Below are 25,582 nucleotides of genomic sequence, written 5' to 3'. Positions count from 1 at the left end.
GAAGCAGGCCCAAGACTATGCGCGGACCCGCCGCCTAATCAATCATGATGTGCAGCACTTCAATATCTGTTTCGCGCATGCCCTCGCGAGCCAAGCGGGAAACGCTGCGGATGGTTTCTTCCACATCGCCTTTCACAATGCCCTCGCCCGCAGGAAAAACCTTGCCCTGCATGGAGAGATCGTGGGCAGTGATGGCGGCATCCACTGCCGATGAAATTTTGGCCGCGCACGAGCTTTTGGCGCCATCGCACACAATGCCCGACACATTGACCAGGGTATTGATGATGGTGTCGGCAATCTGTTGATAACTGCCGCCGTGCATCCAGGTAATGGCCGCCCCGCTGCCGCAGGCGGCGCTGACAGCACCGCAGTAGGCCGAGAGCCTGCCAATGCCCGACTTGTTGTGTATGGCCACAAGATTGCTGATGAGTAAGGCCCGGTAAAGCTTTTCGTCCGGCAGGCCCAGTTCGCGGGCGTATTCAATGACCGGAAGCGAAACCGTGATGCCCTGATTGCCGCTGCCGGAATTGATGATAACCGGCAAATCGCTGCCGCCCATGCGGGCATCGGAGCCAGCGGCGGCCACCGCCGTGGCGCGGGTGCGTACATCGCTGCCGCGCGAATCAAGCAGTGAGCGGCCAACGCCCATGGAATACTGATGGCTCAGGCCTTCAACGGCAATATTGCTGTTGCACAGAATCTGCTTGTCCAGAATATCGCGCACATCATCGATATTGCAGTTTTCCGCAAAATCAAGAATCCCGGCGATGCTCATAAAAGCCCGGCTTTCTTCATGGCCCTGCACATCAGGCTTGTATTCCCCACCCTCAAGAATCTTGCCGTTCTTTTCAATGCGCACCACGTTGGTGTGCTCTTCGGCAATTTCCACCACGGCACTGCTGTCGCCAGCCACCGCCGTCACCTGGATGTGCAGGTTAACAATGCTCTTGAGCAGCTCCACCGTGCAGAACCCCACCGCCGCAAGCTGCCGGGCGCGCTCCGCATCAGCGGGCGTAACGGGAGTGAGCACCTGCAACTGCAAATCGGGATTGCCCCCCACAGCGCCGAGCGTGGCGGCAACGGCAATGCCCTTCTGCCCGCCGGAATTGGGCACGACAACGCTCTTGGCGTTCTTGATCATGTTCCCGCTGCAGGCCACCGTCAGACGCTCGGGAAAAACTCCGAGAACCTTGGTGGCCAACGCTCCGGCAAAGGCAATGGCAATGGGTTCGGTGCAGCCCTGGGCCGGGATCAGCTCTTCGCGCAGCACTTCGAGATATTTTGCGTGTGTATCCATAGTATCCATCATGGTCATTCGCGCCCAGTAAGCGAACGCTGATATGCCCCATGCCAGTTTGTATTGTCCTTGGTCTGCCTGCGGTCAGGGAGAAGAATCAGCCAGCACCATTGCGCCGCCCTTTAAGGCTATTTCAGCAGGGATTCCGCCTTGGCCCGGATGTTTTCCACGCTCAGATCCTGATTGGCGACGCGGTCAACCAGTTCGCCATTTTTGTAGAACAGGAACACAGGCACGGTCATGATCTTGAGTTCAATGCAGAGCCTGCGGCTTCCGGCAATGGGTATTTTGCAGAACTTGACCCGACCTTCAAAACTTTTCGCCAGGTCTTCCACTTCCGGCATCATGGCCACGCAAACGGAGCACTGCTCGCCCCAGAATTCCACAACTACCGGCTCGCTGCTTTGCAGCACTTCCTGTTCAAAACTGTCTCTGTCTATTGCAAGCATGGGAATCTCCTTGCCGATCTGCCGTACCGCAGACGGCGTTTATTTTTCTGCACAGCCGCAGGCCGCGAGGGCCGCAACGGCTTAAAATCGCTACCGGGATTGCAGCCAGTGATAGGCGGAAATGGCGGCCAGCGCGCCGTCTGCCGCCGCCGTGACAATCTGGCGCAAAGGCGTGTCGCGCACGTCGCCCGCTGCAAAAACACCCGGAACAGACGTGCGCAAATGGGCATCCGTAGCCAGCCAGCCGCCATCCGTGCGCTGAAAACGCGTATCAAGAAATGCCGCATTGGGTTCAATGCCCACGCACACAAACACGCCCGCCACATCAAGGTCAGAGAATTCGCCGCTGGCAGTGTTGCGGACGGTCAGACCTTCGACCATCTCGCCGCCGTTGATGCTCGCCACGGCGCTGTTCCAGACAGGAATAATTTTGTCATTGGCAAGGGCGCGGCCTGCAAGCACGCTGTCCGCCCTGAAGGCATCCCGCCGATGAACAATGTACACCTTGCTGGCAAAGCGGGTCAGGTAGAGGGCTTCCTCCACTGCTGTATTGCCGCCGCCCACCACGGCCACGGCCTCGCCTTCATAAAAAGGGGCATCGCAAACGGCGCAGTAGCTCACGCCCGCCCCGGTCAGCGTATCTTCACCGGGGCAGCCAAGCCGCCGATGGGTAGCGCCGCTGGCGATGATGACGGCTTGCGCCGCATAGTCGCCCCTGGTGGTGTGGATAATCTGGCGGTCGCCCTGCGCCTCCAGCCCGAGCACATCGCCTCTGGCAAAGATGCAACCCAGATGCCCGGCATGCTCGCGAAAGGATTTGTCCAGCTCCGGCCCGCTCACATTGGGCAGACCGGGCCAATTTTCCACTTCAAGTGTATTGCATATCTGGCTGCCGCCATTACCGCTTTCCAGCAGCAGCACGTTGAGGCCCGCCCTGCGGGCGTATATGCCTGCGCTGGCTCCGGCAGGGCCTGCACCGATAACGACAAGTTCATGCTCCTGCATGGTATCCGCCAAATTTTGTTTTTTCGGGGCGCGCTCCCCCTGCCGCTGCGGTTTCCCGCAGCGGATATCCGGCAAATCCATTGCGCCGGAAGGGGTGCGCCCGGATTAAATGAAGAGTGTATGCGCCTACAGTTTGGCGCAGGTTACCTGCTGGCCGCTGGCGGGCGCTGGCGAACCGGATGCGGATTTGCCGCCCGATGTGATGGGCTTTTTGCAATGGGGGCAAAGAACCGTGCCGCGCACCTGCGAGGGGCGCAGAAAACGGTGGGATACCTTGTTGCAGTGTTCGCAGGTAAAGGTAAGAAAAGGCATGATCTTTCTCCAGAAATTTATTGTTCCAGCAGTCCCATGACTACCATCTCAACCTGAACCAGCACCTTGGCGCCATCAGCCATGCCGCCCCCAAAAAGCGTTTCGCCCTCGTGGGTTACAGAGCCGTGCAGATGAACGCGCACCTGATTGTTTTCGCGCCACATTTCGCCTGTGATGCCGTTGACTTCCAAGAACTTTTCAATGGTTTTGGATTTCACCGGCGGCGGCATGGTTGTGCAGGTTACGGGGTAGTTGCAGATAATTTTTTCAAGGGAGCCAATGCTTGAAAGAATAAAGGCCCGTTCAAGTTTCTGCTGCTCAAAAAAATCCCGCAGTCCCTGAAACAGGTCAGAGCCTGGACCAAGGCGCAATTTGTACCATTTAGGCTGGGTCAGTTCTGTTACTTGCATGAAATCCTCGATGCTCGCCGTAATAGTTATAAAGCGTAACTACGAGGCATCACTTGAGGTTGTAGATTTTTTTGAGCTCAAATTCCTCAATCAGCCACTTCATGCCCTCCTGAATTTCGGGGCTTACATCGCGCATGGGGCGCTTGCAGTGACCGACAGGAAAGCCCAGCAGGCGCACAAAGGTCTTGACCGCCACAGGGTTGGTGGCAGCGTAGCAGGCCTCCATGATGGGCAGCAGCTCGTTGTAAATCCTGCGGGTACGCTGCACGTCTTCAAAATTCTTCCAGGGCCGGGACATTTCAGCCATGGCGCGGGGGTGAATATTGCCCGTCACGTTGGCTGTTCCCGCGCCGCCAAAAGCCAGCACGGGCAGGGTCAGGGCGTAGGCGGGCGAATCGCAGCACAGGATGGGCAGCTCGCCGTGGGTGCCTTCCTGAATGGTGGCAATCTGGCCCACGTTGGGCATGGCTTCCTTGTCGGCCACCAGGTTGGGCACGGAATTGAACAGGGTGATGACTGTTTCCGCATTGACGTTGGCCACAACTCTGGCGGGGTTGTTGTACAGGCCCACGCTGATATCAACAGAAAGGCAGACATCAATGAGGTATTCCAGCACGGATGCCTGATCCGGGCACAGATAGGGGGGCACCACAACAACGATGCCGTCCGCGTCCTGCTCCTGCGCATAGCGCGCAAGTTCGATGGTTTTTTCGGTGTCGCCGTGGGTCACGCCAAAAAACGCATGGATCTTGCCCTTGCAGTAGCGGGCCATGTCCTTGATGACGGTCTTTTTTTCTTCAATGGTCAAAGTAGTGGGTTCGCCGGTGGACCCCAGCACCAGCAAGGTGCTGGTGCCGTTGGCGGCGTGAAAATCCACAAGATCATGCATTACACCAAGGTCAATGGTGTTATTTTCGGTAAAGGGGGTAACAATCGCTACCCAGGAACCTTCAGGATAAATCAACCTTCCCATCTTCAATCTCCTTTAATGCTCTGCCTCAGGCAACAGCACGGGCCTGCACGGCCTTGCTGCTCATTTTACAATATGCGCCGGTAACAAATACAATACCAAGGCCAATCATGTCTGTGATGCTGCCGGGGATAATCAGCAGACACGCGCCCACAATCAACAGCAGCGCCACCGGCAACGGTATGGGGCGGAAAAACCAGCGTTCCATGCCGCCAGCCAGAGCAACGGTGCCAATGGTGGCGGTAACAAAAACCTGGAGGATGTTCTGCCACTCGCCCTGCATGAGCAGAGCCGGGTCATACATGAAGAAGAACGGCACAATAAAGGCCACGCTGCACAGGCGCGAGGCGATCAGGCCCGTGCGCATCATGGAGGCGCCCGCCACTTCCGCGCCAGCGTAAGCAGCAACGGCCACCGGCGGCGTGACCATTGAGATCACCCCGAAATAAAACACGAAGAAATGCGAGGAAAGCACGCTGAAGCCAAGCTCGCGCAGAGCGGGAACCCCCAGGGTAGCCACAAGCACATAGGCCACGGTGGTAGGTGTGCCCATGCCCATGAGGAGCGAGGCAAGCATGATCAGAATCAGCGCGACTATGGTGCTGCCGCCGGATATGGAAATGACCACAGAGGCGAGGTTAAGCCCCACGCCAGTGAGCGACACAACGCCGATGACAATACCCGCGCCAAGGCAGGCAACCGCAATCAGAATCATGCGCCGCCCGGCGGTGGAAAGTATTTCAACAAAACGGCGCGGCCCGATGGCAAACTTTTTATCGCCCCACGAAACCAGCACGGCAGCCGCAGCCGCAGCCATCGCCGCCCTGAAGGGCGTGTAGCCGAGCATCATGATCACAAGCAGGGCTACAATGGGCAGCAGAAGGTAGAGTCTTTTGACAACATCCTTCATGCGGGGCAGCTCCTCCTTGGGAACCCCCACAAGACCCAGCTTGGCAGCCTCAAAATCCACCATCATAAGGATGGAGAAAAAGTACAGAAAAGCCGGAATCACCGCCGCCTTGCACACCTCAAGGTAGGGTATGCCCAGCGTATCCGCCATCAGGAATGCGGCTGCGCCCATGACCGGGGGCATGATCTGCCCGCCGGTGGAGGCCGCAGCCTCCACCGCTCCTGCAAAGGTGGGCTTGTACCCGGCCTTTTTCATCATGGGGATGGTGAACGCGCCCGTTGCGTAAACATTGGCGGCAGCCGAACCGGAAATGGTGCCGAAAAAAGCGCTGGTAATAACAGCAATCTTTGCAGGGCCGCCGCGATAATGACCTGTCAGCGCACGGCCGAGATCCATGAGCACATCGCCCGCGCCGCACCTCTCAAGAAAGGTGCCGAATACAATGAAGGCAGCAATGTAGGTAGCCGAAACACCAATGGCTGAAGAATACAGGCCCTCAAGCCCAAACCCCAGATAATCCACCACTTCGTTCCACGAAAAACCCTTGTGCGCAAGCATGCCGGGGATGTGGGCACCCCAGAACGCATAGGCCAGAAACAGCAGGCAGACCACCAGCAACGACATGCCCACCACGCGCTGAATAAGCACCAGAACCAGCACCAGGGCAGTAATGCCGCTGATGGTCTGGCCGAGGGTCAGGTCGTCAACCATGACCAGACGTTCTGCAATCTGGTCTGCCTGAATGGCTGGCAGAGCGAAAGCGGCCAGAGCCATCAGTGCCAGCACGAGATCAAGGGGCGCTGGCCCGCGCTTCTTGCTGGATGGGTACACCAGAAAGGCCAGCGATGCGGCAAACATGACGTGGATGGGCCGATGCACATAGGCTACCGGCATTCCAAAAATCGTGGTGACGCAGTGGTAGCCAGCAAAGAGCAGGCAGCCAAAGAATATGAGGTATTGCACAAATCTGGCAAAACCCTGCTGGCCCGCAACTTCGCCAAAGTCATTGCTGGCTTCGCCAGCAAGTTCTTTTTCCACAGCGCTGCGGGCCAGATTGACCTTGGTTGACGCGCCTGTAGCGTCCTTTTGCTCGGAAGAAGCCATTATTTCACCCAGCCCTTTTCCTTGTAATAACGCAGGGCACCGGGGTGAATGTATTGCACGGCAATATGATCAGCGCTTTTGCTGGGGTCAAAGACCGAATAGGTCTGGTGCACATTGCGGATCATCTCGGGCTTTTCACAAAGCACCTTGGTCAGGGCGTACACAGCATCGTCAGGCAGGTTCGCACCTACGGGCAAAACCACGGTTTCGGCCATGTGCGGCGTATCCTTTGTGATAAAGTAATACTGTCCGGCCTTGATGGTGTAGGTCATGTAGCCATCGCTGCTCAGCTTGTCGAGAACCGCCTGATCAATGGGCAGCATCTTCATCTTGACGGTGGTGATCAGCTCGTTGATGGACGAAACAATGGGGCCTACATAGGCGTCAGCATGGCCGTCCTGAATAAGGGAAGAGGCTTCCGCGTAAGAAACGTAGCTCACGGAGCCGCCCCATTCCTTGATGTCTTCAAACGAGAAACCGTACTGCTTGAGCATGTTCTCGGAGGCAACCGCAGGGGAGGAACCTTTTTTGGAGGTCAGCAGACGGATTTTGGGCTTGGTGTTGGCGATGTCCGCAATGGAGGTGTAGGGGGAATCAGCACGCACAAGAAAAAAGCTCATGGGCATGGGCGCCACATACATCATGATTTTTACGTTCTGCACAGGCTTGCGGCTGGCGAACACGCCCTCGGCCTTGAGGCTTTCTTCATACAGCTTGATCATGCTTGTACCAAGGTCAGCCTTGCCCGCATCAATCTTCAGCAGGTTTTCCACTGAGCCGCCAGTGTTGACGCTCACTGTAGCGCCAGGCATGACCGAACGGGCAGCCTCGCCGATAACGCCGCCAAGGGCGTAAAAATCGCCGCCAAGCGGGCCAGAGGTAATGGTAAACGTTTTCAGCTCCGCCGCCTGGGGCATCTGGGCCAGCCCAGCCGCCAGCATAACCACGGTAACCAACAGCGAAATCAAACCCTTTTTCATAGAATACTCCTGTGTACGGTTTATCCCGGCCTTCACTAAGGCACGGCAGGTCGCTGGCACTTGGCAATACTCTGGGGGGGGGGGCCAAAACCGTTAGCACCCTATCAAAATTCATTCCAAAATCATATACCCTCTCCCAGGCCTTGCGGCTCTAGCACTTACTGCACTCACCCCACACCGGGGCAGAGAGCTGCCAGATGCAAAATTGAAAACATCCAAAACAAATATAGTTAAATTAGTTAACATTTCAAGGTCTTATTTGCATTCTCAAATATGGGAATGCATTTCTCAAATATGAGAAAAATCTTGCCGTTGCTGCATGAAAATGGCCAGAAAAAGCGAGGCAGGCTGTTGTTTTATTTCAGCGAGCTAATGCAGCAGATTATATTCCTGTAGTTTACGGTACAATGTGGCGCTGCTGATGCCCAGACGCTGCGCCAGAAGTTTCTTCTGCTCCGTGCTGGTAGATACGCCGATCAGGCGCTCCAAAAGCTGTTTTTCGTGCGCCGCAAGCATTTCCTTGAGCGTTGTTGCAGACGATGTTCCTGACCGCCTGGCAAAAAAATGCTGTGGCAAATCATTGGCCCGTATCAGTGGGCCTTCAACAACGTTAACAAAATACTCAATGATATTGCGCAATTCACGTACATTCCCCGGCCAGTCATGGCCCATGAATGCGTCAAAAGCCACTGGGTCAAGCCCGCGTATGTCGCGGCGCAGTTCTCGCCGGTAGCGGGCAAGAAAGCTCTCGATAAAAACGGGGATATCCTCACGCCGCTGACGCAAGGGCGGTATATGGATGGGGATGACATTCAGGCGGTAATACAGATCGTTGCGAAAGGTTCCCTGGGCGACCATTTCCTGTAAATTGCGGTTGCTGGCGCACAGAATGCGCACATTCACCGGGATGGACGCAGAACCGCCCACCCGCTGCACGCATTTATCCTGAAGCACGCGCAGCAGTTTGGCCTGCACGGGCAAGGGCATCTCGCCCACTTCGTCCAGAAACAGGGTACTTTCATGGGCCAGTTCAAACTTGCCCATGCTTCCGCCCTTTCTGGCGCCAGTAAACGCGCCTTCTTCGTAACCAAACAGCTCGCTCTCCACCAGATTTTCAGGAATGGCCCCGCAGTTCACAACCGTCATCAGCCGCTTGCCGCGCCCGCTCATACTGTGGATGGTGCGGGCCAGCACCTCCTTGCCGGTGCCGCTTTCGCCGCTGATAAGTACGGTGGAATCCGCTGCGGCGATCTTCTGCACCAGGGCCAGAATATCGCGTATGGCAGCGCTGTTGCCCAGCAGGGGGGTTTCTTCCAGTTGTTTGCGTTCACCACTCACGACCGCATCTAGCTGGTGCTCAAGAATGCGCGAATGCTGCTGCGTTACAAGCTTGCTTTCAATCAGCATGCTCATATATTTGAGAAATTCCTGAAGCTTTTCCTGATTCCCCAGCAGCCGCCCCCGCTCGTCCTCGTTAAACGCAACAATGCCGATAACGCCAGCCACCTTGTTGTTCAAAAAGATGGGGTAGGCCATGTCGGCGAGTTCATTGCAGTTCTCGCGATTGGCGCACACGCTGCAAGCCTGATCGTTCTGCACGTTTTTGACAAAGGCCGGCTTGCCGGTCTTGAATACTTTGTCAAAAAAAGCACTGTGCGCTATCTTCCGGCTGATAAGCGACTCATATTCCGCAGTGCCGCCCACGCGCACCAGATTGCAGTCAACCACGGTAACGGGCGCGTCCAGAATGGAAGCAACCGCAAGCACATAGGCCTGCACAAAAGGCTGGATTTGCATAAGGCTGGAAAGTTCTGCCATTCCTGCTGCTCTTGGGTATGAAACTGTTCGGAGGATGCAGAACGCATGGCGAGCCACGGCGAATCAGCACCTGAAAGTACCTGAGCGATACCTTTTGCCCAAACCAAGTGCAAGTGCCCTCGCTTGCCACCGTGAACGCTCTCTGCCAGTATGCGCCCACACCAATGCGGCAGAAAACCGCGCAACAGGAGACAAAGGTTGAATATCTTACAGCGCGCTGGCAATGCACTTACCCGTTACATGGGAGCGCTTATTCTGGCATGCGCGGCATTGGCCTTATGGAAGCCGGAGCTGTTCCGCTGGGTGGCCCCGCATGTTACGCCGCTTCTGGGGTGCATCATGTTTGGCATGGGCATGACCCTGCGGCTCAAGGATTTCAGCATGGTGTTTTCCCAGCCGCACGCCCTGCTGCTGGGCCTGCTTGCCCAGTTCGGCTGCATGCCGTTGCTGGCTTTTGCGCTGTGCCACCTGTTTGCCCTGCCGCCCGATCTGGCGATGGGCGTCATTCTTGTGGGCACGGCCCCCGGCGGCACCGCCTCCAATGTGCTGACCTTTATTGCCAGAGGCGACGTGCCGTATTCCGTGGCGCTCACCTCGCTGACAACCGTTGTTGCACTGGCGCTCATGCCGGTGCTCACATGGCTGCTGGGCGGCGTGTGGGTTCCTGTAGATATGGGGGCCCTGTTCGTTTCCATCCTTAAAATCGTGGTGATCCCGGTTATTCTGGGCATTGCGGCGCACCGTTACTGCGGCAGGCTTACAGAGCGGGCCATCCCCTTTCTGCCTCCGGTCTCGGCGCTTACCATCACTCTGGTGGTGGCTGGCATCATGGCCATCAATGCCCAGAGCATCCTCGAGGCCAGCGCCAATATCTTTCTGGTCGTCGTGTGCCACAACCTGCTGGGTCTGGCCTTTGGCTATGCCGTGGGCCGCATCTGGAAATTTGATGAACCCCGCTGCCGCGCCCTCTGCTTTGAGGTCGGCACACAGAACTCCGGTCTGGCTACGGCCCTCGCGCTGGCGCATTTTTCTCCGGTTTCAGCCATTGCTGGCGCGCTGTTCAGCGTATGGCAGAATATTTCTGGCGCGCTGGTTTCAAACTACTTTCACGGTAAAAAACTGAAACCGAACCCGTAACAGAAGCCCGGAGCAGAGCCGCCTCCCCAGACCGAACGCCCCTCCACGAGCTGCCGGGCTTTGACTCTGGCGCGGGGCTGTGCCAAGTTGTCCGCAGCCGTCCGCCGCTGGCAGGTTACACACCATTGGCTAACCTTGCAGCAGGCCAACGGCCCAGTACCTTGAACCCTTACCAGCAATCTGAAGAAGGAAGCGCCATGAGCAAGGAAGTCATCAGCACGAGCAAGGCCCCCGGGGCAGTCGGCCCTTACAGCCAGGGCATCAAGACCGGCAACATGTTCTTCTTTTCCGGCCAGATTCCCATTGATCCCGCCATCGGCAAGCTGGTGGAAGGCGATGTGAGCGCTCAGGCGGAACAGGCCTGCAAAAACGTTATGGCATTGCTGGAATCACAGGGCCTGACCGCTGCCAATGTGGTTAAAACCACTGTATTCATCACTGATATGGGCAACTTTGCGGCTGTCAACGAAGTGTACAAAAAGTATTTCACGGCCCCCTGCCCCGCGCGTTCCTGCGTAGAGGTCAGCAAACTGCCGCTTGGCGCGCAGGTTGAAATTGAGGCCATTGCCACGCTGTAATTTCTAGCCGCAACACGGGCGGCATGGCCCGGTCTTCAACCGCAACGCGGCTCTTGTTTGCAAGCAGCCGCGTTGCGGTTTGTTTGTGCCCTGACACCACGGCAACACCGCCTCATCAGTGCGCTTTGCCGATTTACAGATGCTGTAAAATAGTGGAATATGCAGAAGATTAACGGCAAATGCGAGGCGCGGTATGGATGACCGACAGTCGAATATCACAGGGCAGTATGCCCTGCATATGCAGAAGCAGCTTGTGCAGCACTGCCTTGCACCCTGGCCTCGCCGTGGCCGCACCCTGCTTGAAGTGAACTGCGGGCGCGGTGAACTGTTGCCCCTGCTGTGGGAATACGGCTTTGACATGACCGCCACGGAGCACAATCCCGAGTTGCGGGCGGAGGCAAGCCGCATGGCTGACCGCGCCGAAGTTCTGGCCGCCGCTGATGATCACCTGCCCTTTGATGATGACGAATTTGACTGGGTTGTGCTACACCTTGCTTCGCCCAGCACCGAAAGCACGCGTAAGGCCATAGCCGAATCGCTGCGCGTGGCCTCCGCAGGCCTTGCCCTCACATTCTGGAACTCGGCTTCGCTTCCCTTTATGCTCCACCTGCTTGGCGGCCGCAAAACCGCATGGCACGGCCCGACCTTCTGCTGGTGGCAGATATGGCGGACGCTCAGGAGCCTTTCGGCTGGCCGCATCAGCGGGGCAAGCGTTCTTGCCGGGCCGCAGGGCACATGGAATGCATCGTGCGCACTCTCCGGCTGCAACAGGGTTTTGCCCTGGCTGCCCATGGGAGCATGGGGCATTATCCGTATCGACATGGCAAAATCCCGCCCGGTCACGCCGCTGCCTTTACGGCTCGGACGCAGACGTCTGCGCCGCGCAGAGCCTGTTCTGGAATGCGGCCACAAATCTCAGGCCAAGGCTGCCGACACAGAGAGGAAAGCGCCATGAACCTGCCCTTTATTGCCCCCCTTGTGGCATTCATACGCCAGCACCTGCTGGCGCTGGCCGCAGTGCTGCTTGTGATTCTGGCGGCGGTGGGCGGATACAGCGGCTTGCGGTACTACCAGTACAGACAGACTGCCGAATTTGCCTTTGTGCAGATAAAGGACGCACTGCACCCGGCAAAACCAACAGAACTGGCGCAACGCATAAACTTTGACGCCATTTCCCTGCCCCTGGCCAAGGCCGTTGCAGAGCATTACCCCTTTTTAAAAAAGGGGCCAAACCAGTTGCGTGATCTGAGCGACATGATTCAGGTCGGTCTGCTCAAGCAGGCGCGCGTCAAGGAAGAACCCGTCAAGGAAGAAACTGACGAGCTGGTGCGCCTCAGAACCCCCCTGTATGTTCTGCCGCCAAACTTTTTTACCCAGTTTTTTACAACCATGACCTTGCAGAACCCCACGGAAAATACAGCGCTGATAGCCGCGCAGATTCGCCATCCAGTGCTGAACAAACAGTTTTCACTGCTGCTGCGCATGGACAAAACCCCAGAGGGATGGAAGCTGGACGACATGGTCAATGCCGAGGAGCTGGTCCGCCAGTACCGCGAGTTCCAGATGGAGCGCATGGTCGCGCAACGGCAACTGCTTCTTGACAAAAATGCCAAGATAAAAAAACGCATGGAAGGTACACTTCCTCTCAAAACCTGCACAGCCAGCGCAGGTTTGATTTCAGACGGAAAGACACTTCTTGTTGTGGTGAACGTGCAAAGCAAAAACATCAGCACTATCCCCGTCAACAACATGGATCTTTCGGTCAAAATTTTTGCGCCGGACGGCACGGAGCTGATGCAGCGTTTTCTTAATGCCGTGCAGCCCACATTTCCGGGCGATACGTTTGACCGCAGCTGGACAATTGAAATTGACGGCACAAGCCCGCTTGGCAAATCCATTGTGGCGGCGCGCAAACTTACCTGCGAAGCTTTGTGGAAAACTCTGGGCCTCGCCAATGGAGAGGTGCTGCACTATGCCATAGCGCCTGATCTGCTGGAAGAATTTCAGTAGTTTTCACAGTCACCTGTCCACTATGCCCTTTTCTCGCGCAGGCGAATGTGTCATAGTGATGAGGTTGGCGGGCCGCACACGCCCGTGCCAGCCTACATAAACTCAAGGAGCCGCAAAATGTCGGGCCTCAGCCGTTCCATACACCTTACGGTGCATATCCATAAAGATCCTGCCGCCATGGCCGAACGCGCCGCCCACATTCTGGCGGCAGCCTGCGAAGAAGCCATTGCCGACAGGGGTGTTTTCAGAATTGCGCTCTCCGGCGGGCAGACTCCCACGCCGCTTTTCCGCCTGCTGGCGGGCGAAGACTGGGCAGATCGCCTCCCTTGGGACAAAATGACCTTTTACTGGGTGGATGAACGCTGCGTTGGCCCCGACCATCCTGACAGCAACTACGGGCTTGCGCGCCGCGAACTGCTGAGCATGGTTCCTGCCACACACTTTTTCCGCATGCGCGGCGAAGAAGACCCCGTTGAAGCCGCCGTCAAATACGAGCAGCAGATCCGCGCCGAATTCAACCTTGGCCCGCAGGAACTGCCCCGCTTTGACTTTATGCTGCTGGGCATGGGCGAAGACGGCCACACTGGCTCCATCTTTCCCAATTCGCCCGCCCTTGCCGAACGCAAGCGCCTTGTCATTGACCAGTACGTGCCCGAGCGCAAGGCCGACCGCCTCACGCTCACCCTGCCTGTCATCAACAACGCCCGCTGCTGCATGTTTCTCGTGACCGGCAAGGAAAAGCACGATGTGCTTTCGCGCGCGCTCAACCTGCTGGCCGAACCCACCCTGCCCGCACAAAAGGTGCGCCCCGGATTTGGCGAACTGATCTGGGTTGTGGACGAGGCCGCCGCCAGAGGCGAGTAAACCAAGTATTTTTGCCGCCTGAACGCGGTTGGCAATCATAAAAAAGGCTCCTTTTTCAAGGAGCCTTTTGCATTTTGACTGTCAGTTCATTTTGATGTGGAGAGTTATGCGCCTGTGGGGCACGGCCTAGGTCACTGGCTGACAGATGGCGCGGCAGAGGCGTCTGCCGGGACCGTGGCTTCACCAGATGGAGCCACGGGAACAGAGGAAACGGCAGGCTGCGCAAGGTTTTTCGGCGCATCGTTGTTCGGCAAGGGTTCCAGCCCCTGCCACACGCGGGCCTTGCAGATGATTTCCGGCCTGTATTCAAAATGCATCAGGTCATATTCGTGCCATTTTCCGCCCCAGATAAAGCCTTCGTTTTCAAAGGCTTCCACAATGGCGGAGGGATAGCTTTGCTGCAAAGGGTGCGGGCGCAGTTTGCTCCAGCGCCAGTAAGTGGCAATGCCGGGGCTGATGTCAAACGCAATGCCGAAGGCATGGGGGCTCAAGCGGTTCTCGCCCGCAATGCGCCGCCAGGCGAACCCCCCGTCCATTTTCAGCAGGGTTTTCAGCCGAGGCTCCTGAGCGGCTTGCGGGGCAAGATGAGCGTTTGCCCTGTTCATGGCTTGCGCCGCTGCGGGTGAAAGATGCAGATGCTGCCCCAGCAGGCGGGCCTGTACCAGATGGCCTCCAACAGCCTTAGGCGTGGATCCGTAAAGGGCTTGCAGCAGATCGTAGGAGCGCCGCCGCCCCGGCGAAACGCCCTGTGGAGTATCGGGCCGCTGCGGCTCCAGTGGATAGGGCTCGGCCATGCTCGTCCGCACGCTCACGACCCACTCGGATGCCTGCGGGCCAGTCGAGGGGGCCGCACCCGGCGCAGCATCATACAGCACACGGCGACCATCGTTAAACACCAGCCACTGGCCCTGCGCGTCCGTCGTCATGCCTGTAATCTGCGGATAGGCCCGCCGCAGGCAATAAAAATCCACCTGCGCGGCATCATCAAGCCCGGCGGGCAGATCTGCAGCGTCAATAAGGCCGTTGCCAGCCCCAGTGGCTCGACTCACAGGCGCTGCACTGGCAGACGCCGTTGGAGGAGCATTGGAGGGCGCATTGGAGGACTCAGCCGTCTCGGCATGCACGACATGGGCACAGCTCAAAAAAATAAAAAGCAGCAATATTGGCATGAAGGCACCCTAGCCGCCCCCGGCTTGTCAAGGCAAGCGCTTTTGCGTACATCTGCGCCATGTCTGCCTGGAAATTTTATCTGGTCACGTTCGGCTGCAAGGTCAATCAGTACGAAACCCAATCACTGCGCGAAGCCTGGCTTGCCCAGGGCGGCGTGGAATGCAGCGCCCCTGCCGAGGCGGATGTGGTGTGCGTCAACAGTTGCGCCATCACCTCCAAGGGCGAGAGGGACGCGCGCAATGCCGTGTTCCGCCTGCGCAGAGAGGCTCCCTCCTCGCGCCTGATCCTCACCGGTTGCGCAGCGCGGTTGTTTGCTGATTATAAACCGCGCCCCGGCGCCATTTGGGCCGCCCCTGATCTGCTTGTGCCGCAGGAAGAAAAAAGCCGCCTGCTGCATGGCCCGTGGGCCGACCTTGACGGCGAGGGCGTCATCCAGTCCGCCGGGATGCCGGATGCTACCACACCTGCGCCCACTGTTGCCGCCTCGACGCCCGCACAGGCCAAGGCGCAAGCAAGCAAGCAGGCATTTCCGCCATTTCAGATTTCCGCCTTCAAGCGCGCCCGCCCGGTACTGAAAGTGCAGGACGGCTGCGCCCACCGCTGCACCTACTGCATTGTTCCCTCTACCCGCGGCAAACCGCGCAGCCGCCCGGTGGATGAAATCGTTTCCGAGGCGCGCCGTCTGTTGCAGGCAGGCCATGCGGAAATCATGGTTTCTGGCATCAATCTGGGCCAGTACGGACGCGGCACGGATACGGGCGACTTCTGGAACCTGCTGCGCACGCTTGACGCGGCTCTTGCGCCGGAATTTGCCGGGCAGGCCCGCCTGCGCATCAGTTCGCTGGAACCCGGCCAGCTCGATCAGCAAGGGCTGGACGCCCTGCTTGCCTGCCGCATGCTCTGCCCGCACCTGCATATTTCTTTGCAGCACGGTAGTCAGGCGGTGCTCAAACGCATGGGGCGCGGCCACTACACCCCCGCCATGCTGGAGCATGCCGTGAGCGCGCTGGCCTCGCACTGGCCCATCATGGGCCTGGGCGCGGATATCATCGCGGGCTTTCCCGGCGAAACGGAAGACGACATGCGCCAGTTGCTGGAACTGATCGACCGCCTGCCCATGAGCTACGCCCACGTGTTCCCGTATTCGCGGCGGCCCGGCACGGCGGCAGACCGCTTTGACGGGCAGATTCCCCACAGCCTCAAGCTTGAACGCGCTGCCCGCCTGCGCGAAGCCGTGGGCCGCAAGCAGCAGGTATTTCTGGCAGAACAACTCAAACTGCCCCGCATGCTGGTAGCGGCGGACAATCCGCAGGCATTTGCGGACTCCACAACGGATGTGGCCCCCACGCCGGAATCTGCGGGCAAGACCAAGAAAAACTCCGTGAAAGGCGTGAACGAATACTACGCCGCCTGCTCCATCCGCCTGCCCGCACCAGGCAAAAGACCCGGCGCAGATGCGGGGCTGTTGCCCGCGCGACCTGTGGCCCTTACCGAAAAGGGGCTGGTAGTGGAGCTGGTAGAACAAAAATAAATGCAGCGCCGCAGTGTCCCTGTACACTTGATAAAAGAAAAGGAGAGCATGGCTCTCCTTTTCTTTTATCTGTATAAACCCGTGCTGCTCTTTCGGAGAACCCCTTACAGGCCCCCGCAAGCAGGCTAGATGCTGATCTTCGCGCCCAGCAGCTTCACAAACTCGGCGATCAGGGCGGGATGGGCAGGCCACGCGGGGGCGGAAACAAGGTTGCCGTCCACAGTGGCGCTGGTGAGTGTTTCGTTAAAATCGCACCAGGTGGCCCCGGCGTCCACCACATCGGGCTTCACCGCCGGGTAGGCGGTGCAACTGCGGTTTTTCAGCACGCCAGCCGTCACGAGGATCTGCGGGCCGTGGCACACGGCGGCAATGGGCTTTTTGGCGTCGTTGAATTCACGCACGATTTCCAGAATGCGGGGGTTCAGACGCAGGTATTCCGGGGCGCGGCCACCGGGAATAACAAGGCCTGCGTAGTCAGCGGTGTTTACCTTGTCGAAATCGTAGTTGATGCCGAAGTTGTGTCCGCGTTTTTCAGAATAAGTCTGGTCGCCCTCAAAGTCATGGATGGCCGTACGCACGCTTTCGCCGGCCTTTTTCCCGGGGCAGACTGCATGCACTTCATAGCCCAGCATCTGCAACATCTGGAAAGGCACCATGATTTCATAATCCTCAACATAGTCGCCAGCCAGCACCAGAATTTTTTTCATATGATCCTCCAAACGGGGAGCGGCCCGTTAACGCGGTCGCCAAGACCGGTTGTTGCGCGGCGGCCGGGCGGCAAAACACCGCCCTTGCCTTGACCGTATATATACTTATATATGCACACAAAGCATGTGGGCAAGCCCCTGACTCCCCCTGGCCCGCACAATTGCGCGCCTGGGAGGCTGGTCGCTTTCTGACCGCAGCGGCCTGCGCAAGCTTCAGAACATTTTCAACAGTAATTATTCTGGCGCCCCCATGTTGCGGTATGCCGCCGCAAGGGTTTCATTCCGGCAACGAATCAGGAGAATAATCATGCCCATGTACGATTTTGTCTGCACGGCCTGCGGCAATAAATTTGAAGATCTTGTTTTTGGCGATGAAGTACCCGCCTGCCCCAAGTGCAATTCCCCCGCCACAGAAAAGCAGATGTGCGTGCCCAGCCCGCTGAAAACCGGGGCTTTCCCATACAAGCCCGGCCCGGTGCGCCCCATGGGCAAAGGCATGCCCCCCTCCTGCGCGGCTGGCGGCGGCTGTGGCGGCTGCAGCGGAAATTCCGGCGGTTCACAGGGATAATACACTGATTTTAAAAATAAAAAATGTATATCCACAGCGCCGGGCCAAGGGCATTTGTTGCATTCGCAAGCCCCTTGCTCTACACTGACGCATATCTTTAGCAGGAAGGAAGCTATGCTCCGCAGCATGACCGGCTTTGGCCGCTGCCTGGTGGAAAACGACTACACCACCCAGCAGTGGGAGGTTAAAAGCGTCAACAGTCGCCATCTTGACCTCAAGTGGCGTTTGCCTCTCTCTATACGCAGCCTTGAACCGCGCCTTGAAAAAGTGGTGCGGCGCTATGCCTCGCGCGGGCGCGTGGATGTGAGCCTGGTCTTGCAGTATGCGCCGGGCAACACCCCCGCCATGCGTTTTGACATGGTGCAGGCCGCTGCCATGCTTGATAATTTGCAGGCACTGGCTGATGCGCGCGGCGAGGCTTATGTTCCCGACTTCAACGCGCTGTTGCAGATCCCTTCTCTTTGGGGCGACAGCGGCGAGGAGCTGGACGAGGACACCGCCCGCTGCCTTGAAGAAGGTCTGGCCCTTGCGCTGGAAGACTGGAACGAGGCCCGCTCCGCCGAAGGCCGCTCCCTTGCCACCGACATGCACTCCCGCATTCTGCGCATGGAAGAATGGACAGGTCTTATTGCCGACCGCGCCCCCAATATCAAGGAAGAACGCGCCAATGCCCTGCGCGAGCGCCTGAGCGAGGCCCTGTCCCAGAACGGACAGGAGCTGGAAGAAGGCCGCTTTTTGCAGGAGGCCGTCATTCTGGCTGACCGTCTGGATGTGAGCGAAGAGCTCACGCGGCTCAACACGCATCTGGCGCGGCTGCACGACCTGCTGCAAACCGGCGGCGATGCCGGGCGGCGGCTCGACTTTACCTTGCAGGAGTGCTTCCGCGAGATCAATACATGCGGCAACAAGCTGCCTGATGTGCAGCTTTCGCGCATGGTGGTTGATTTTAAAAACGAACTGGAAAAATGCCGCGAGCAGGTTCAGAATCTGGAATAAACATGCCTCGCGAACGTCTTATCAATATTGGTTTTGGCAACTATGTGCTGGCGGGCCGGGTTGTGGGCATTGTCAGCCCTGCATCCTCGCCCATGAAACGCCTTCGCGAAGACGCGCGGGCTGAGGGAAGACTCATTGACGCCACCCAGGGGCGCAAAACGCGCTCCATTCTGGTGACGGATTCAAACCACGTCATACTTTCCTCCATCCAGCCGGAAACAATCAGTCAGCGCTTTGCGCAAGAGGAAGGGGACTGATGCCCCGCGAAGGCATAGCACTGGTGCTGAGCGCACCGTCTGGCGCAGGCAAGACCACACTGGTCAAACGCCTGCTGGCGGAATTTCCGCATATTGGCTACTCGGTTTCGTGCACGACGCGGCAACCGCGTCAGGGCGAAGTGGACGGCAAGGATTACATTTTTCTGAGCCACGAAGAATTCGAGCAGCGGCGCGTGCAGGGATATTTTGCAGAATGGGCCGAGGTTCACGGCAATTTTTACGGTACGCCGCTTGCCCCGGTGAAGGAAAAATTGCATCAGGGCCAGGACGTGCTTTTTGACATTGACGTGCAGGGCGCGGCCCAGCTCAAGCTTTCCCTTTCGGAAGCCACGTTCGCCTTTATCCTGCCCCCCAGCCTGCACGAGCTTGAAAACCGTTTGCGCGGGCGCGGGCTGGATGACGAGCCAACCATTGCGCGCCGCCTTGTCAACGCGCGCTCAGAGATTCTTCAGGCCCGCTGGTATGATTCTGTCATTGTAAACGACAATCTGGATCAGGCCTACGATACCCTGCGGGCGGTGTATGTGGCTGCGGGGCTTGCCCCTGCGCGCAACCCGCACCTGCTGGATGAGATTCTCAACCGCTGATGCGCGCTGACCGGTACTGACCGATTCTGCTATGGGCTGCTCCGCAGACCGCCAGCAAGAATGATCCGCTCCCTCCGCAGCACGGCATGCGTGTTGGGGCAAAAGATCTGAAACCGCATATTTTGTTCGTACCGCCGGGTTTCTGGCAGCGAGCAGCAGCACAGGAAGCAACATGCCCACGCAGCAGCACAGGCCGCAACTGGCGGTAGCTCTGGATTTGCCCGAAAAACAGCTTGCACTCGCGCTGGCGCGCCAACTGCGCGGCACGGTTCCCTGGTGCAAGGTGGGCATGGAGCTGTTTACCTACGCAGGCCCAGGCCTGCTGGAAGAACTGTCCGCAATGGGCTTCAGCGTTTTTCTTGACCTGAAGTTCTACGATATCCCCAACACCGTGGCGCAGGCTGTCAAAGCCGCGGCTGCGGCAGGGGTGAACATGCTGACCCTGCACTGCCAGGGCGGCGAGCGCATGTGCCGCGCAGCGGCAGAGGCGGCAGCCGGGGTTTCCGGGCAACGCCCCCTGCTCTTTGGCGTGACCGTGCTTACAAGTTTTGCGCCCGGCGAAATGCCCGGCATAGAGGCCTCACCCGCTGATTTTGCTCTGGCTCTGGCCCGCCAGGCCGGGCCGTGGGGCCTTGACGGCGTGGTCTGCTCCGGGCATGAAGCTACAGCCATCAAGGCCAGTTGCCCCGGCCTGCGCTGCCTTTGCCCCGGGATCCGCCCTGCGGGTTCCGTCGCTGGGGACCAGCGCCGCGTTATGACGCCCGCTCTGGCCATTGCGGCAGGGGCTGACTATCTGGTTGTGGGCAGGCCCATCACGGCTGCGCCGGACCCGCTGGCAATGGCCCGGCAGATTACGGAGGAAATGGCCTCCGCGCACACATAAAGAAGTACTGAGGATTAGCATGGCCGGTCAAACGCCAAAAAGCGCGCAAGGCGATTCCCACAGCAACGCCAAAACCGATGTTCGCGGGGTCTTTTCCACTCAGGAAGTCCGCAGGGTGGGTACTGGCACGACCACGCGCAAGACCGTGCAAAAAACATTCTGGTTCATAGAGCAGCACGGCAAGGAAATTGACTGCCAGCCGCTCAATACCAACTATGTGCCCAGCGGCCCCAAGCGCAAAATCACCCTGGACGAGCTTATTGCCAAATTCTCGCCCGAGCCGGAATTTTACCTCAATTCCGTTTTCCCCAAAATGCAGGAGATGCAGCGCAGTATTGATAACGGCGACGAACATCGCGAAAATGGCGAGAACTTTGCCGCCGAATTTGAATACACGCGCGCCCTCAAGGTGGATGAAGAAAACGTGCGGGCCAACTTTGGCATTGGGCTGACCTATCTTGAGCGGGGCGACAACGCCAAGGCGCAGGACATTTTTCAGCGACTGGTAAAACTCGAAGCCGCGTTCGAGCCAGAGCACAAGCACCTTTTCAATGAATTTGGCATCAATCTTCGCAAAAGCAAGATGTTGCAGGAATCGTTTGAATACTATCAGCGCGCCCTTGAGCTTTCGCCCACGGACGAAAACCTGTACATGAACATGGCGCGCGTGCTGCTTGAACTCAAGGACATCAGCCAGTGCGTTGATTACCTGCTGAAAGCGCTTGAGCTTGCACCCCGGCACGAAACCTCGCTCAAATTCCTGGCATGGCTTATTCAGAAACAGCTCGTACCCGCCGACCGCATAGAAGGTGTACGCGCCGCACTTCAGGCCGCACAAAACGGGGCCGCGCAGAAACCCAAAACGGCGGGCTAACGCTTTGAAAAACTGGCTGATCCGCGAGCCTATGCAAAACATCTGCCCCACGCCGCCCCGGCAATGGGCAGATGCTCTCTCCATCTCGCCCCTTCTTCTTGAGATTCTCTGGCGGCGTGGCCTTTCCGAAAGGGATGCCATGGACGCCTTTTTGTCCGCCCGGCTTGATTCACTCACGCCCCCTGACCGCTGGCCCCAATTGCCCGAGGCATCCAGCCTGCTGGCATCTGAACTGCTGGCCGGAAAAAAGCTGGCAGTATGGGGCGATTATGACGTGGACGGCGTGACCGCCGCCACACTGGTGCTGGATGTGCTTGAAAGCCACGGCATCCACGCAGACTGGCATATACCCGACAGACGCAGCGAGGGCTACGGCCTCAACGTGCCGCATATCGAGGCTCTGGCCGCCCAGGGCTGCGGCGTGCTGCTCACGGTGGACTGCGGCATTTCAGATGTGCAGGCAGTGCAGCGCGCTCGCGAGCTTGGCATGACTGTGGTTGTTTCCGACCACCACCTGCCGCCCGAAGAGCTACCCCCTGCCCACGCCATCTGCAACCCCCGCATCTGCGCAGCAGAAGATCTGCCCTACCCGCACCTTGCAGGCGTGGGCGTGGCCTTTTATCTTATGGGGGGCGTCAACGCCGCCCTTGCCCCGCATACGGGCAAAAAACACAACATGGGCGATTGCCTTGATCTGGTGGCGCTGGGCACCCTTGCCGACGTCATGCCCCTCACCGGAGAAAACCGCGTGCTCGTGCGCGGCGGGCTTACCCGCATTGCGCGGGCGGAACGGCCCGGCATGGCGGCATTGAAAGTTGCCAGCGGGATGAACGCCGCTGCGGCACTGAGCGCCGGGCAGGCGGTTTTTCGCCTTGCGCCGCGCATCAACGCCGCCGGGCGCATGGGCAAGGGCGAACTGGCCCTGCGCCTGCTGCGCGAAAAAGATCACGTTGCCGCCGCAGGCATGGCGCAGGAACTGGACGAACTCAATCTGGCCCGCCGTCAGGAAGAAGAACGCATCTACGCAGAAGCCAAGGCGCAGGCATCAGACATACTTTCGCGCGGGCCGCGCGCAGGCCTTGTGCTCTATGGCAAGGACTGGCACCCCGGTATCGTGGGCATTGTGGCCTCGCGCATTGTGGAAGATTACTACCGCCCCACCATCATTGTGTGCGACGATCAGGGCAGCCTCAAAGGCTCGGGCCGCTCCGTGCGCGAATTTGATCTACATGGAGGGCTGACCCGCACGGCAGACTGCCTGCTGAACTTTGGCGGGCACCGTCAGGCGGCGGGCGTGCGCCTTGCGCCGGAAAGACTGGAAGAATTTCGCGCCCGGTTTGACGCTGTGGCGGAAGAAGTGCTGGGCCCCAACCCGCTGCTTCCCAGCATCACGCTGGAATGCGAGCTGGGCTTCAATCTGGCAGGTGACCACAACTTTCTCAAGGAACTTGAACTGTTGCAACCCTTTGGCCCCGGCAACCCCGAACCGGTATTCCAGTCGCCCCCGCTGCTGGTCAAGGAACGTTCTTTTCTTGGGCGCAGCAGGGAACACGTTCTTTTGCGCCTGACGGACAGCGCCAGCGGCATTACCCTTTCTGCAAAGGCCTGGCGCATGGCTGACGAACTGCCCGCCAGCCTTATCAACAAGCACATTCTTGTGGCCTACACCCCCCGCATCGACACCTACAACGGCATCGCCTCGGTGGATATTGCCATCAAGGACTGGCGGCCAGCCTGACCGCCCAGTCTTGTAATAAACGCATAAAGGGGCAGCCCGGCACCAATCAGCCGGGCTGCCCCTTCTTCAGTATGTGAGGCGCGCTATCCCCGCTTCATTTCTGCAATCAGGTCGCTCAGGGCCTTGGCCTGACGCGTAAGATCCGTCACGGCCTGAGCCGCTTCGTCCATGGCTCTGGCGGTCTGCATGGAGATATCGTTGATCTTTACAATGGTCTGGTTGATTTCATCGCTGGTAGCAGACTGCTGCTCGCTGGCGGTGGCAATGGCGCGCACCTGATCCGCCGCAAGCTCCACACTGTTGACAATGTGGGTGAGCGCTTCGCCAGACTGCCCCGCAAAATCAGAGGCAACCTCCACCTGCCGCAAGGCAACTTCCATAACATCCACGCTCTTGGCCGTGCTGGTCTGGATTGCCTTGATGGCATTGCCCACATCATGGGTTGAGGCCATGGTTTTTTCTGCCAGTTTGCGCACTTCGTCCGCCACCACGGCAAAGCCGCGCCCTGCATCGCCCGCACGTGCGGCCTCGATGGCGGCATTGAGGGCAAGGAGGTTTGTCTGATCGGCAATATCAGAAATCACGTTCATAATGCGGTTAATGGCCTGAGCATGGTCGTTCAGTTCCGCCATGTCGCTCTTGAGCCCGTGCGAAATCTCGCGCACCTGCCCGATGCTTTGCAGGGACTGCTGCACAATGCTTGAACCATTTTCAGCGCTGCTGCGCGTCTCCTCGGAGGTGGACGAAGCAGCCGAAGCGTTGCGGGCCACTTCCTGCACAGTGGCGTTCATCTGGTTCATGGCTGTGGCCGCTTCAGCAAGGCGCTGCGCTGATTCTGAGGCAGCCTTCTCTGACTGCCCTATCTGCTCTGAAAGCCGCGCCGAAGCCGAAGCAAGAATATCCGCCACGCCTTCAAGCTGCCCCGCAGCAGCAAGCATGCCCTCTTTGCGCGCGTTTTCCGCCTGGACGGCGGCCTGCTCTGCGCGCTCCGTTGCCTGACGGGCCTGTTCTGTGGCCTTATGCGCCGCAGCGGTTTTTTCCTCGCTCTCGCCCAGCAGGCGCTTGATGTTGGACATCATACGTTCCATGCCAAATGAGAGTACGCTGAACTCGTCGCCTCTTTTTTCAGAGGTTCGCAGCAGGCGCTCCTCCGCCGCGGAGCATTCGAGCCTGCCGCCAGCAATGGCCTCGGCAATGCCGGAAAGCCCCCCCAGCAGGTGCACGATACTTCGTACACTCAAAAAGATGACGATGCCTACCACAAGGGCGCAAGCCACTGCCGTCAGCACGTTATTGACCAGCATGTCGCTGATGGGCTCGTAAAGGAGGGTTTTGTCCAGCTCCAGACACAATATCCAGCCCTCATCGGGCATATTTGTATAATACAGAATTTTTTCAAGCCCTTCGGCATTCACAAATTCGAGGCGGCCCTTTTTGTTTTTAAGAACTTCCGTCACCCAGGCCGATCCTGTTTCTTTCTGCCCGATGCGCTTCAGGTCGGGGTGCTGTACAATCACGCCTTCCGTATTGATAACAAAGGCCAGGCCCACATCACCAAGATCAATCTTGTTTGTGGTGGCGTTGGCCAGCTTGTCGTTGTCTGTGCCCCCGTAAATGACGCCTACGATCTTGCCCTTGTCCTTAACGGGCATGCCGATGATGGTGGTCATTTTTTTGGTGGCCACGCTGACCAGCCCCACGGAGCTGACCACGCCCTTCATGCCGTTGATAAAATAGCTGCGCTTTGAAAAATCTTCGCCAATGGTGCTGCTGAACTTCTGCGTATCGCCCTTTTTGCTGTGCATAATGACTTTGCCGTCAGGAGCAATAAGGCCGCATGTGGCAATATTGCTGTTCACATCGGTAAAGTTTTTGAGGGCGTCATGGGCGTGGAGAAAAAGCTCGTCGTTGTGGTCAATGGGAGCGCCATTGGCATAAGCTTCAAGAAAGAGGCGAAGGCGGCGATTTTCGGCAATTTGGGCAAGCGCTTCCTTCATGGATACAAAGACCGCGTTCAGGCCAACTTCCTGCCCTTTCAGAATGGCCGCAATATCCTGCCGGGTCTGCTTTCGCAATGCGTCTTCAGACATATGGTGACTTATGCCAGCCACAAGGGCCAGGCCAAGCATCGATGGAATAAGGATGTACAACGACATCTTCGTCAAAAGACCCAGCTTCATAGTGCCTCCCGGTACCTGACGCCCGTTCTGAAAAAGGAGCAGTTTTCAGTTTTATCGTCATGTTTCGGATATGCAATAGGGCAACACGCACTCATGCCTGCACAAGCCAAGACTAACGGATACCTCAACATGAACGATTCTGCCCTTTATGGCAATGGGGAGAGTCTGTTCAGTGATTGCTTTCAAAAAAACAAGATGCCCCCGGTCAGGATAACTCGGGGGCATC

General features: G+C 58.2%; 25 protein-coding genes. 13 read left to right on the top strand and 12 right to left on the bottom strand.

The window, feature by feature from the left end; translation table 11 throughout:
• Positions 1–34 precede the first annotated feature (34 nt).
• The 9 genes from NE637_RS03800 to NE637_RS03760 form a co-directional block, all read right to left on the bottom strand.
• Positions 35–1,297, bottom strand: a complete 1,263-nt coding sequence (locus NE637_RS03800) for an L-cysteine desulfidase family protein (RefSeq protein ID WP_227117628.1) — start codon at positions 1,295–1,297, stop codon at positions 35–37.
• A gap of 128 nt (positions 1,298–1,425) precedes the next feature.
• Entirely contained in the window at positions 1,426–1,746 is a 321-nt protein-coding gene (locus tag NE637_RS03795; protein WP_227117629.1) for a thioredoxin family protein, read from the bottom strand.
• 90 nt (positions 1,747–1,836) lie between these two features.
• Positions 1,837–2,751 (bottom strand): NAD(P)/FAD-dependent oxidoreductase, encoded by a 915-nt coding sequence (locus NE637_RS03790; RefSeq protein ID WP_227117630.1) that lies wholly within the window; start codon positions 2,749–2,751, stop codon positions 1,837–1,839.
• A 126-nt stretch (positions 2,752–2,877) separates the two neighbouring features.
• A complete protein-coding gene (locus NE637_RS03785; RefSeq protein WP_192111416.1) occupies positions 2,878–3,063 on the bottom strand; it encodes a hypothetical protein in 186 nt (61 codons plus the stop codon).
• Positions 3,064–3,080: 17 nt separating this feature from the next.
• Entirely contained in the window at positions 3,081–3,473 is a 393-nt protein-coding gene (locus tag NE637_RS03780) for a PPC domain-containing DNA-binding protein (RefSeq protein ID WP_192111415.1), read from the bottom strand.
• Positions 3,474–3,522: 49 nt separating this feature from the next.
• On the bottom strand, positions 3,523–4,446 hold the full coding sequence (locus tag NE637_RS03775) for a dihydrodipicolinate synthase family protein (RefSeq protein ID WP_215646998.1): 924 nt from the start codon (positions 4,444–4,446) through the stop codon (positions 3,523–3,525).
• 25 nt (positions 4,447–4,471) lie between these two features.
• Entirely contained in the window at positions 4,472–6,457 is a 1,986-nt protein-coding gene (locus NE637_RS03770) for a TRAP transporter permease (protein WP_227117631.1), read from the bottom strand.
• Positions 6,457–7,437 (bottom strand): TAXI family TRAP transporter solute-binding subunit, encoded by a 981-nt coding sequence (locus tag NE637_RS03765; protein WP_227117633.1) that lies wholly within the window; start codon positions 7,435–7,437, stop codon positions 6,457–6,459. The genes NE637_RS03770 and NE637_RS03765 overlap by 1 nt, the downstream gene beginning before the upstream one ends.
• 369 nt (positions 7,438–7,806) lie before the next feature.
• Positions 7,807–9,255: a sigma-54 interaction domain-containing protein gene (locus tag NE637_RS03760; protein ID WP_227117635.1), complete on the bottom strand. Its 1,449-nt coding sequence runs from the start codon at positions 9,253–9,255 to the stop codon at positions 7,807–7,809.
• 198 nt (positions 9,256–9,453) lie between these two features.
• On the opposite strand from NE637_RS03760, the gene NE637_RS03755 reads away from it, so the two are divergent.
• The 5 genes from NE637_RS03755 to pgl all read left to right on the top strand — a co-directional run bounded on the left by NE637_RS03755 (position 9,454) and on the right by pgl (position 13,844).
• Positions 9,454–10,392, top strand: a complete 939-nt coding sequence (locus NE637_RS03755; RefSeq protein WP_227117637.1) for a bile acid:sodium symporter family protein — start codon at positions 9,454–9,456, stop codon at positions 10,390–10,392.
• Between the two features lie 197 nt (positions 10,393–10,589).
• On the top strand, positions 10,590–10,970 hold the full coding sequence (locus tag NE637_RS03750) for a RidA family protein (protein ID WP_027180759.1): 381 nt from the start codon (positions 10,590–10,592) through the stop codon (positions 10,968–10,970).
• A 193-nt stretch (positions 10,971–11,163) separates the two neighbouring features.
• Positions 11,164–11,925, top strand: a complete 762-nt coding sequence (locus NE637_RS03745; RefSeq protein WP_227117638.1) for a class I SAM-dependent methyltransferase — start codon at positions 11,164–11,166, stop codon at positions 11,923–11,925.
• Positions 11,922–12,980: a translation initiation factor IF-2 gene (locus NE637_RS03740; RefSeq protein ID WP_227117640.1), complete on the top strand. Its 1,059-nt coding sequence runs from the start codon at positions 11,922–11,924 to the stop codon at positions 12,978–12,980. Before NE637_RS03745 ends, NE637_RS03740 begins: the two co-directional genes overlap by 4 nt.
• A gap of 117 nt (positions 12,981–13,097) precedes the next feature.
• A complete protein-coding gene (gene pgl / locus NE637_RS03735) occupies positions 13,098–13,844 on the top strand; it encodes a 6-phosphogluconolactonase (protein WP_192111409.1) in 747 nt (248 codons plus the stop codon).
• Positions 13,845–13,975: 131 nt separating this feature from the next.
• Here the strand turns inward: pgl and NE637_RS03730 are convergent, their stop codons facing one another.
• Positions 13,976–14,893, bottom strand: a complete 918-nt coding sequence (locus tag NE637_RS03730; RefSeq protein ID WP_227117641.1) for a M15 family metallopeptidase — start codon at positions 14,891–14,893, stop codon at positions 13,976–13,978.
• Positions 14,894–15,072: 179 nt separating this feature from the next.
• Here NE637_RS03730 and NE637_RS03725 point away from each other — a divergent pair, with 179 nt between their 5' ends.
• On the top strand, positions 15,073–16,545 hold the full coding sequence (locus NE637_RS03725; RefSeq protein ID WP_227117643.1) for a MiaB/RimO family radical SAM methylthiotransferase: 1,473 nt from the start codon (positions 15,073–15,075) through the stop codon (positions 16,543–16,545).
• 125 nt (positions 16,546–16,670) lie between these two features.
• Here NE637_RS03725 and NE637_RS03720 read toward each other — a convergent pair whose 3' ends face one another.
• On the bottom strand, positions 16,671–17,252 hold the full coding sequence (locus tag NE637_RS03720; protein ID WP_192111406.1) for a DJ-1/PfpI family protein: 582 nt from the start codon (positions 17,250–17,252) through the stop codon (positions 16,671–16,673).
• Between the two features lie 307 nt (positions 17,253–17,559).
• Here NE637_RS03720 and NE637_RS03715 point away from each other — a divergent pair, with 307 nt between their 5' ends.
• From NE637_RS03715 to recJ, 7 genes are all read left to right on the top strand, one after another.
• A complete protein-coding gene (locus NE637_RS03715; protein ID WP_227117644.1) occupies positions 17,560–17,820 on the top strand; it encodes an FmdB family zinc ribbon protein in 261 nt (86 codons plus the stop codon).
• 114 nt (positions 17,821–17,934) lie between these two features.
• Positions 17,935–18,816, top strand: coding sequence for a YicC/YloC family endoribonuclease (locus tag NE637_RS03710; RefSeq protein WP_192111404.1), 882 nt, complete (start codon positions 17,935–17,937; stop codon positions 18,814–18,816).
• A 2-nt stretch (positions 18,817–18,818) separates the two neighbouring features.
• Positions 18,819–19,073: a DUF370 domain-containing protein gene (locus tag NE637_RS03705; protein ID WP_136400130.1), complete on the top strand. Its 255-nt coding sequence runs from the start codon at positions 18,819–18,821 to the stop codon at positions 19,071–19,073.
• Positions 19,073–19,681 (top strand): guanylate kinase, encoded by a 609-nt coding sequence (gmk, locus tag NE637_RS03700; protein WP_192111403.1) that lies wholly within the window; start codon positions 19,073–19,075, stop codon positions 19,679–19,681. The genes NE637_RS03705 and gmk overlap by 1 nt, the downstream gene beginning before the upstream one ends.
• Before the next feature lie 172 nt (positions 19,682–19,853).
• Positions 19,854–20,564 carry an orotidine-5'-phosphate decarboxylase gene (gene pyrF, locus NE637_RS03695; protein ID WP_227117646.1) on the top strand — a complete coding sequence of 237 codons (711 nt, stop codon included), beginning with the start codon at positions 19,854–19,856 and terminating at the stop codon, positions 20,562–20,564.
• A gap of 19 nt (positions 20,565–20,583) precedes the next feature.
• Positions 20,584–21,438, top strand: a complete 855-nt coding sequence (locus NE637_RS03690; RefSeq protein WP_192111401.1) for a tetratricopeptide repeat protein — start codon at positions 20,584–20,586, stop codon at positions 21,436–21,438.
• 31 nt (positions 21,439–21,469) lie between these two features.
• Positions 21,470–23,176: a single-stranded-DNA-specific exonuclease RecJ gene (gene recJ, locus NE637_RS03685; RefSeq protein ID WP_227117648.1), complete on the top strand. Its 1,707-nt coding sequence runs from the start codon at positions 21,470–21,472 to the stop codon at positions 23,174–23,176.
• Between the two features lie 83 nt (positions 23,177–23,259).
• Here recJ and NE637_RS03680 read toward each other — a convergent pair whose 3' ends face one another.
• Positions 23,260–25,356, bottom strand: a complete 2,097-nt coding sequence (locus NE637_RS03680) for a methyl-accepting chemotaxis protein (RefSeq protein WP_227117649.1) — start codon at positions 25,354–25,356, stop codon at positions 23,260–23,262.
• Between the last annotated feature and the right edge of the window lie 226 nt (positions 25,357–25,582).

This window comes from Desulfovibrio desulfuricans (assembly GCF_024460775.1).
GTDB classification, from domain to species: domain Bacteria; phylum Desulfobacterota; class Desulfovibrionia; order Desulfovibrionales; family Desulfovibrionaceae; genus Desulfovibrio; species Desulfovibrio desulfuricans_E.
This window is presented reverse-complemented; position numbering and strand designations above follow the sequence as displayed.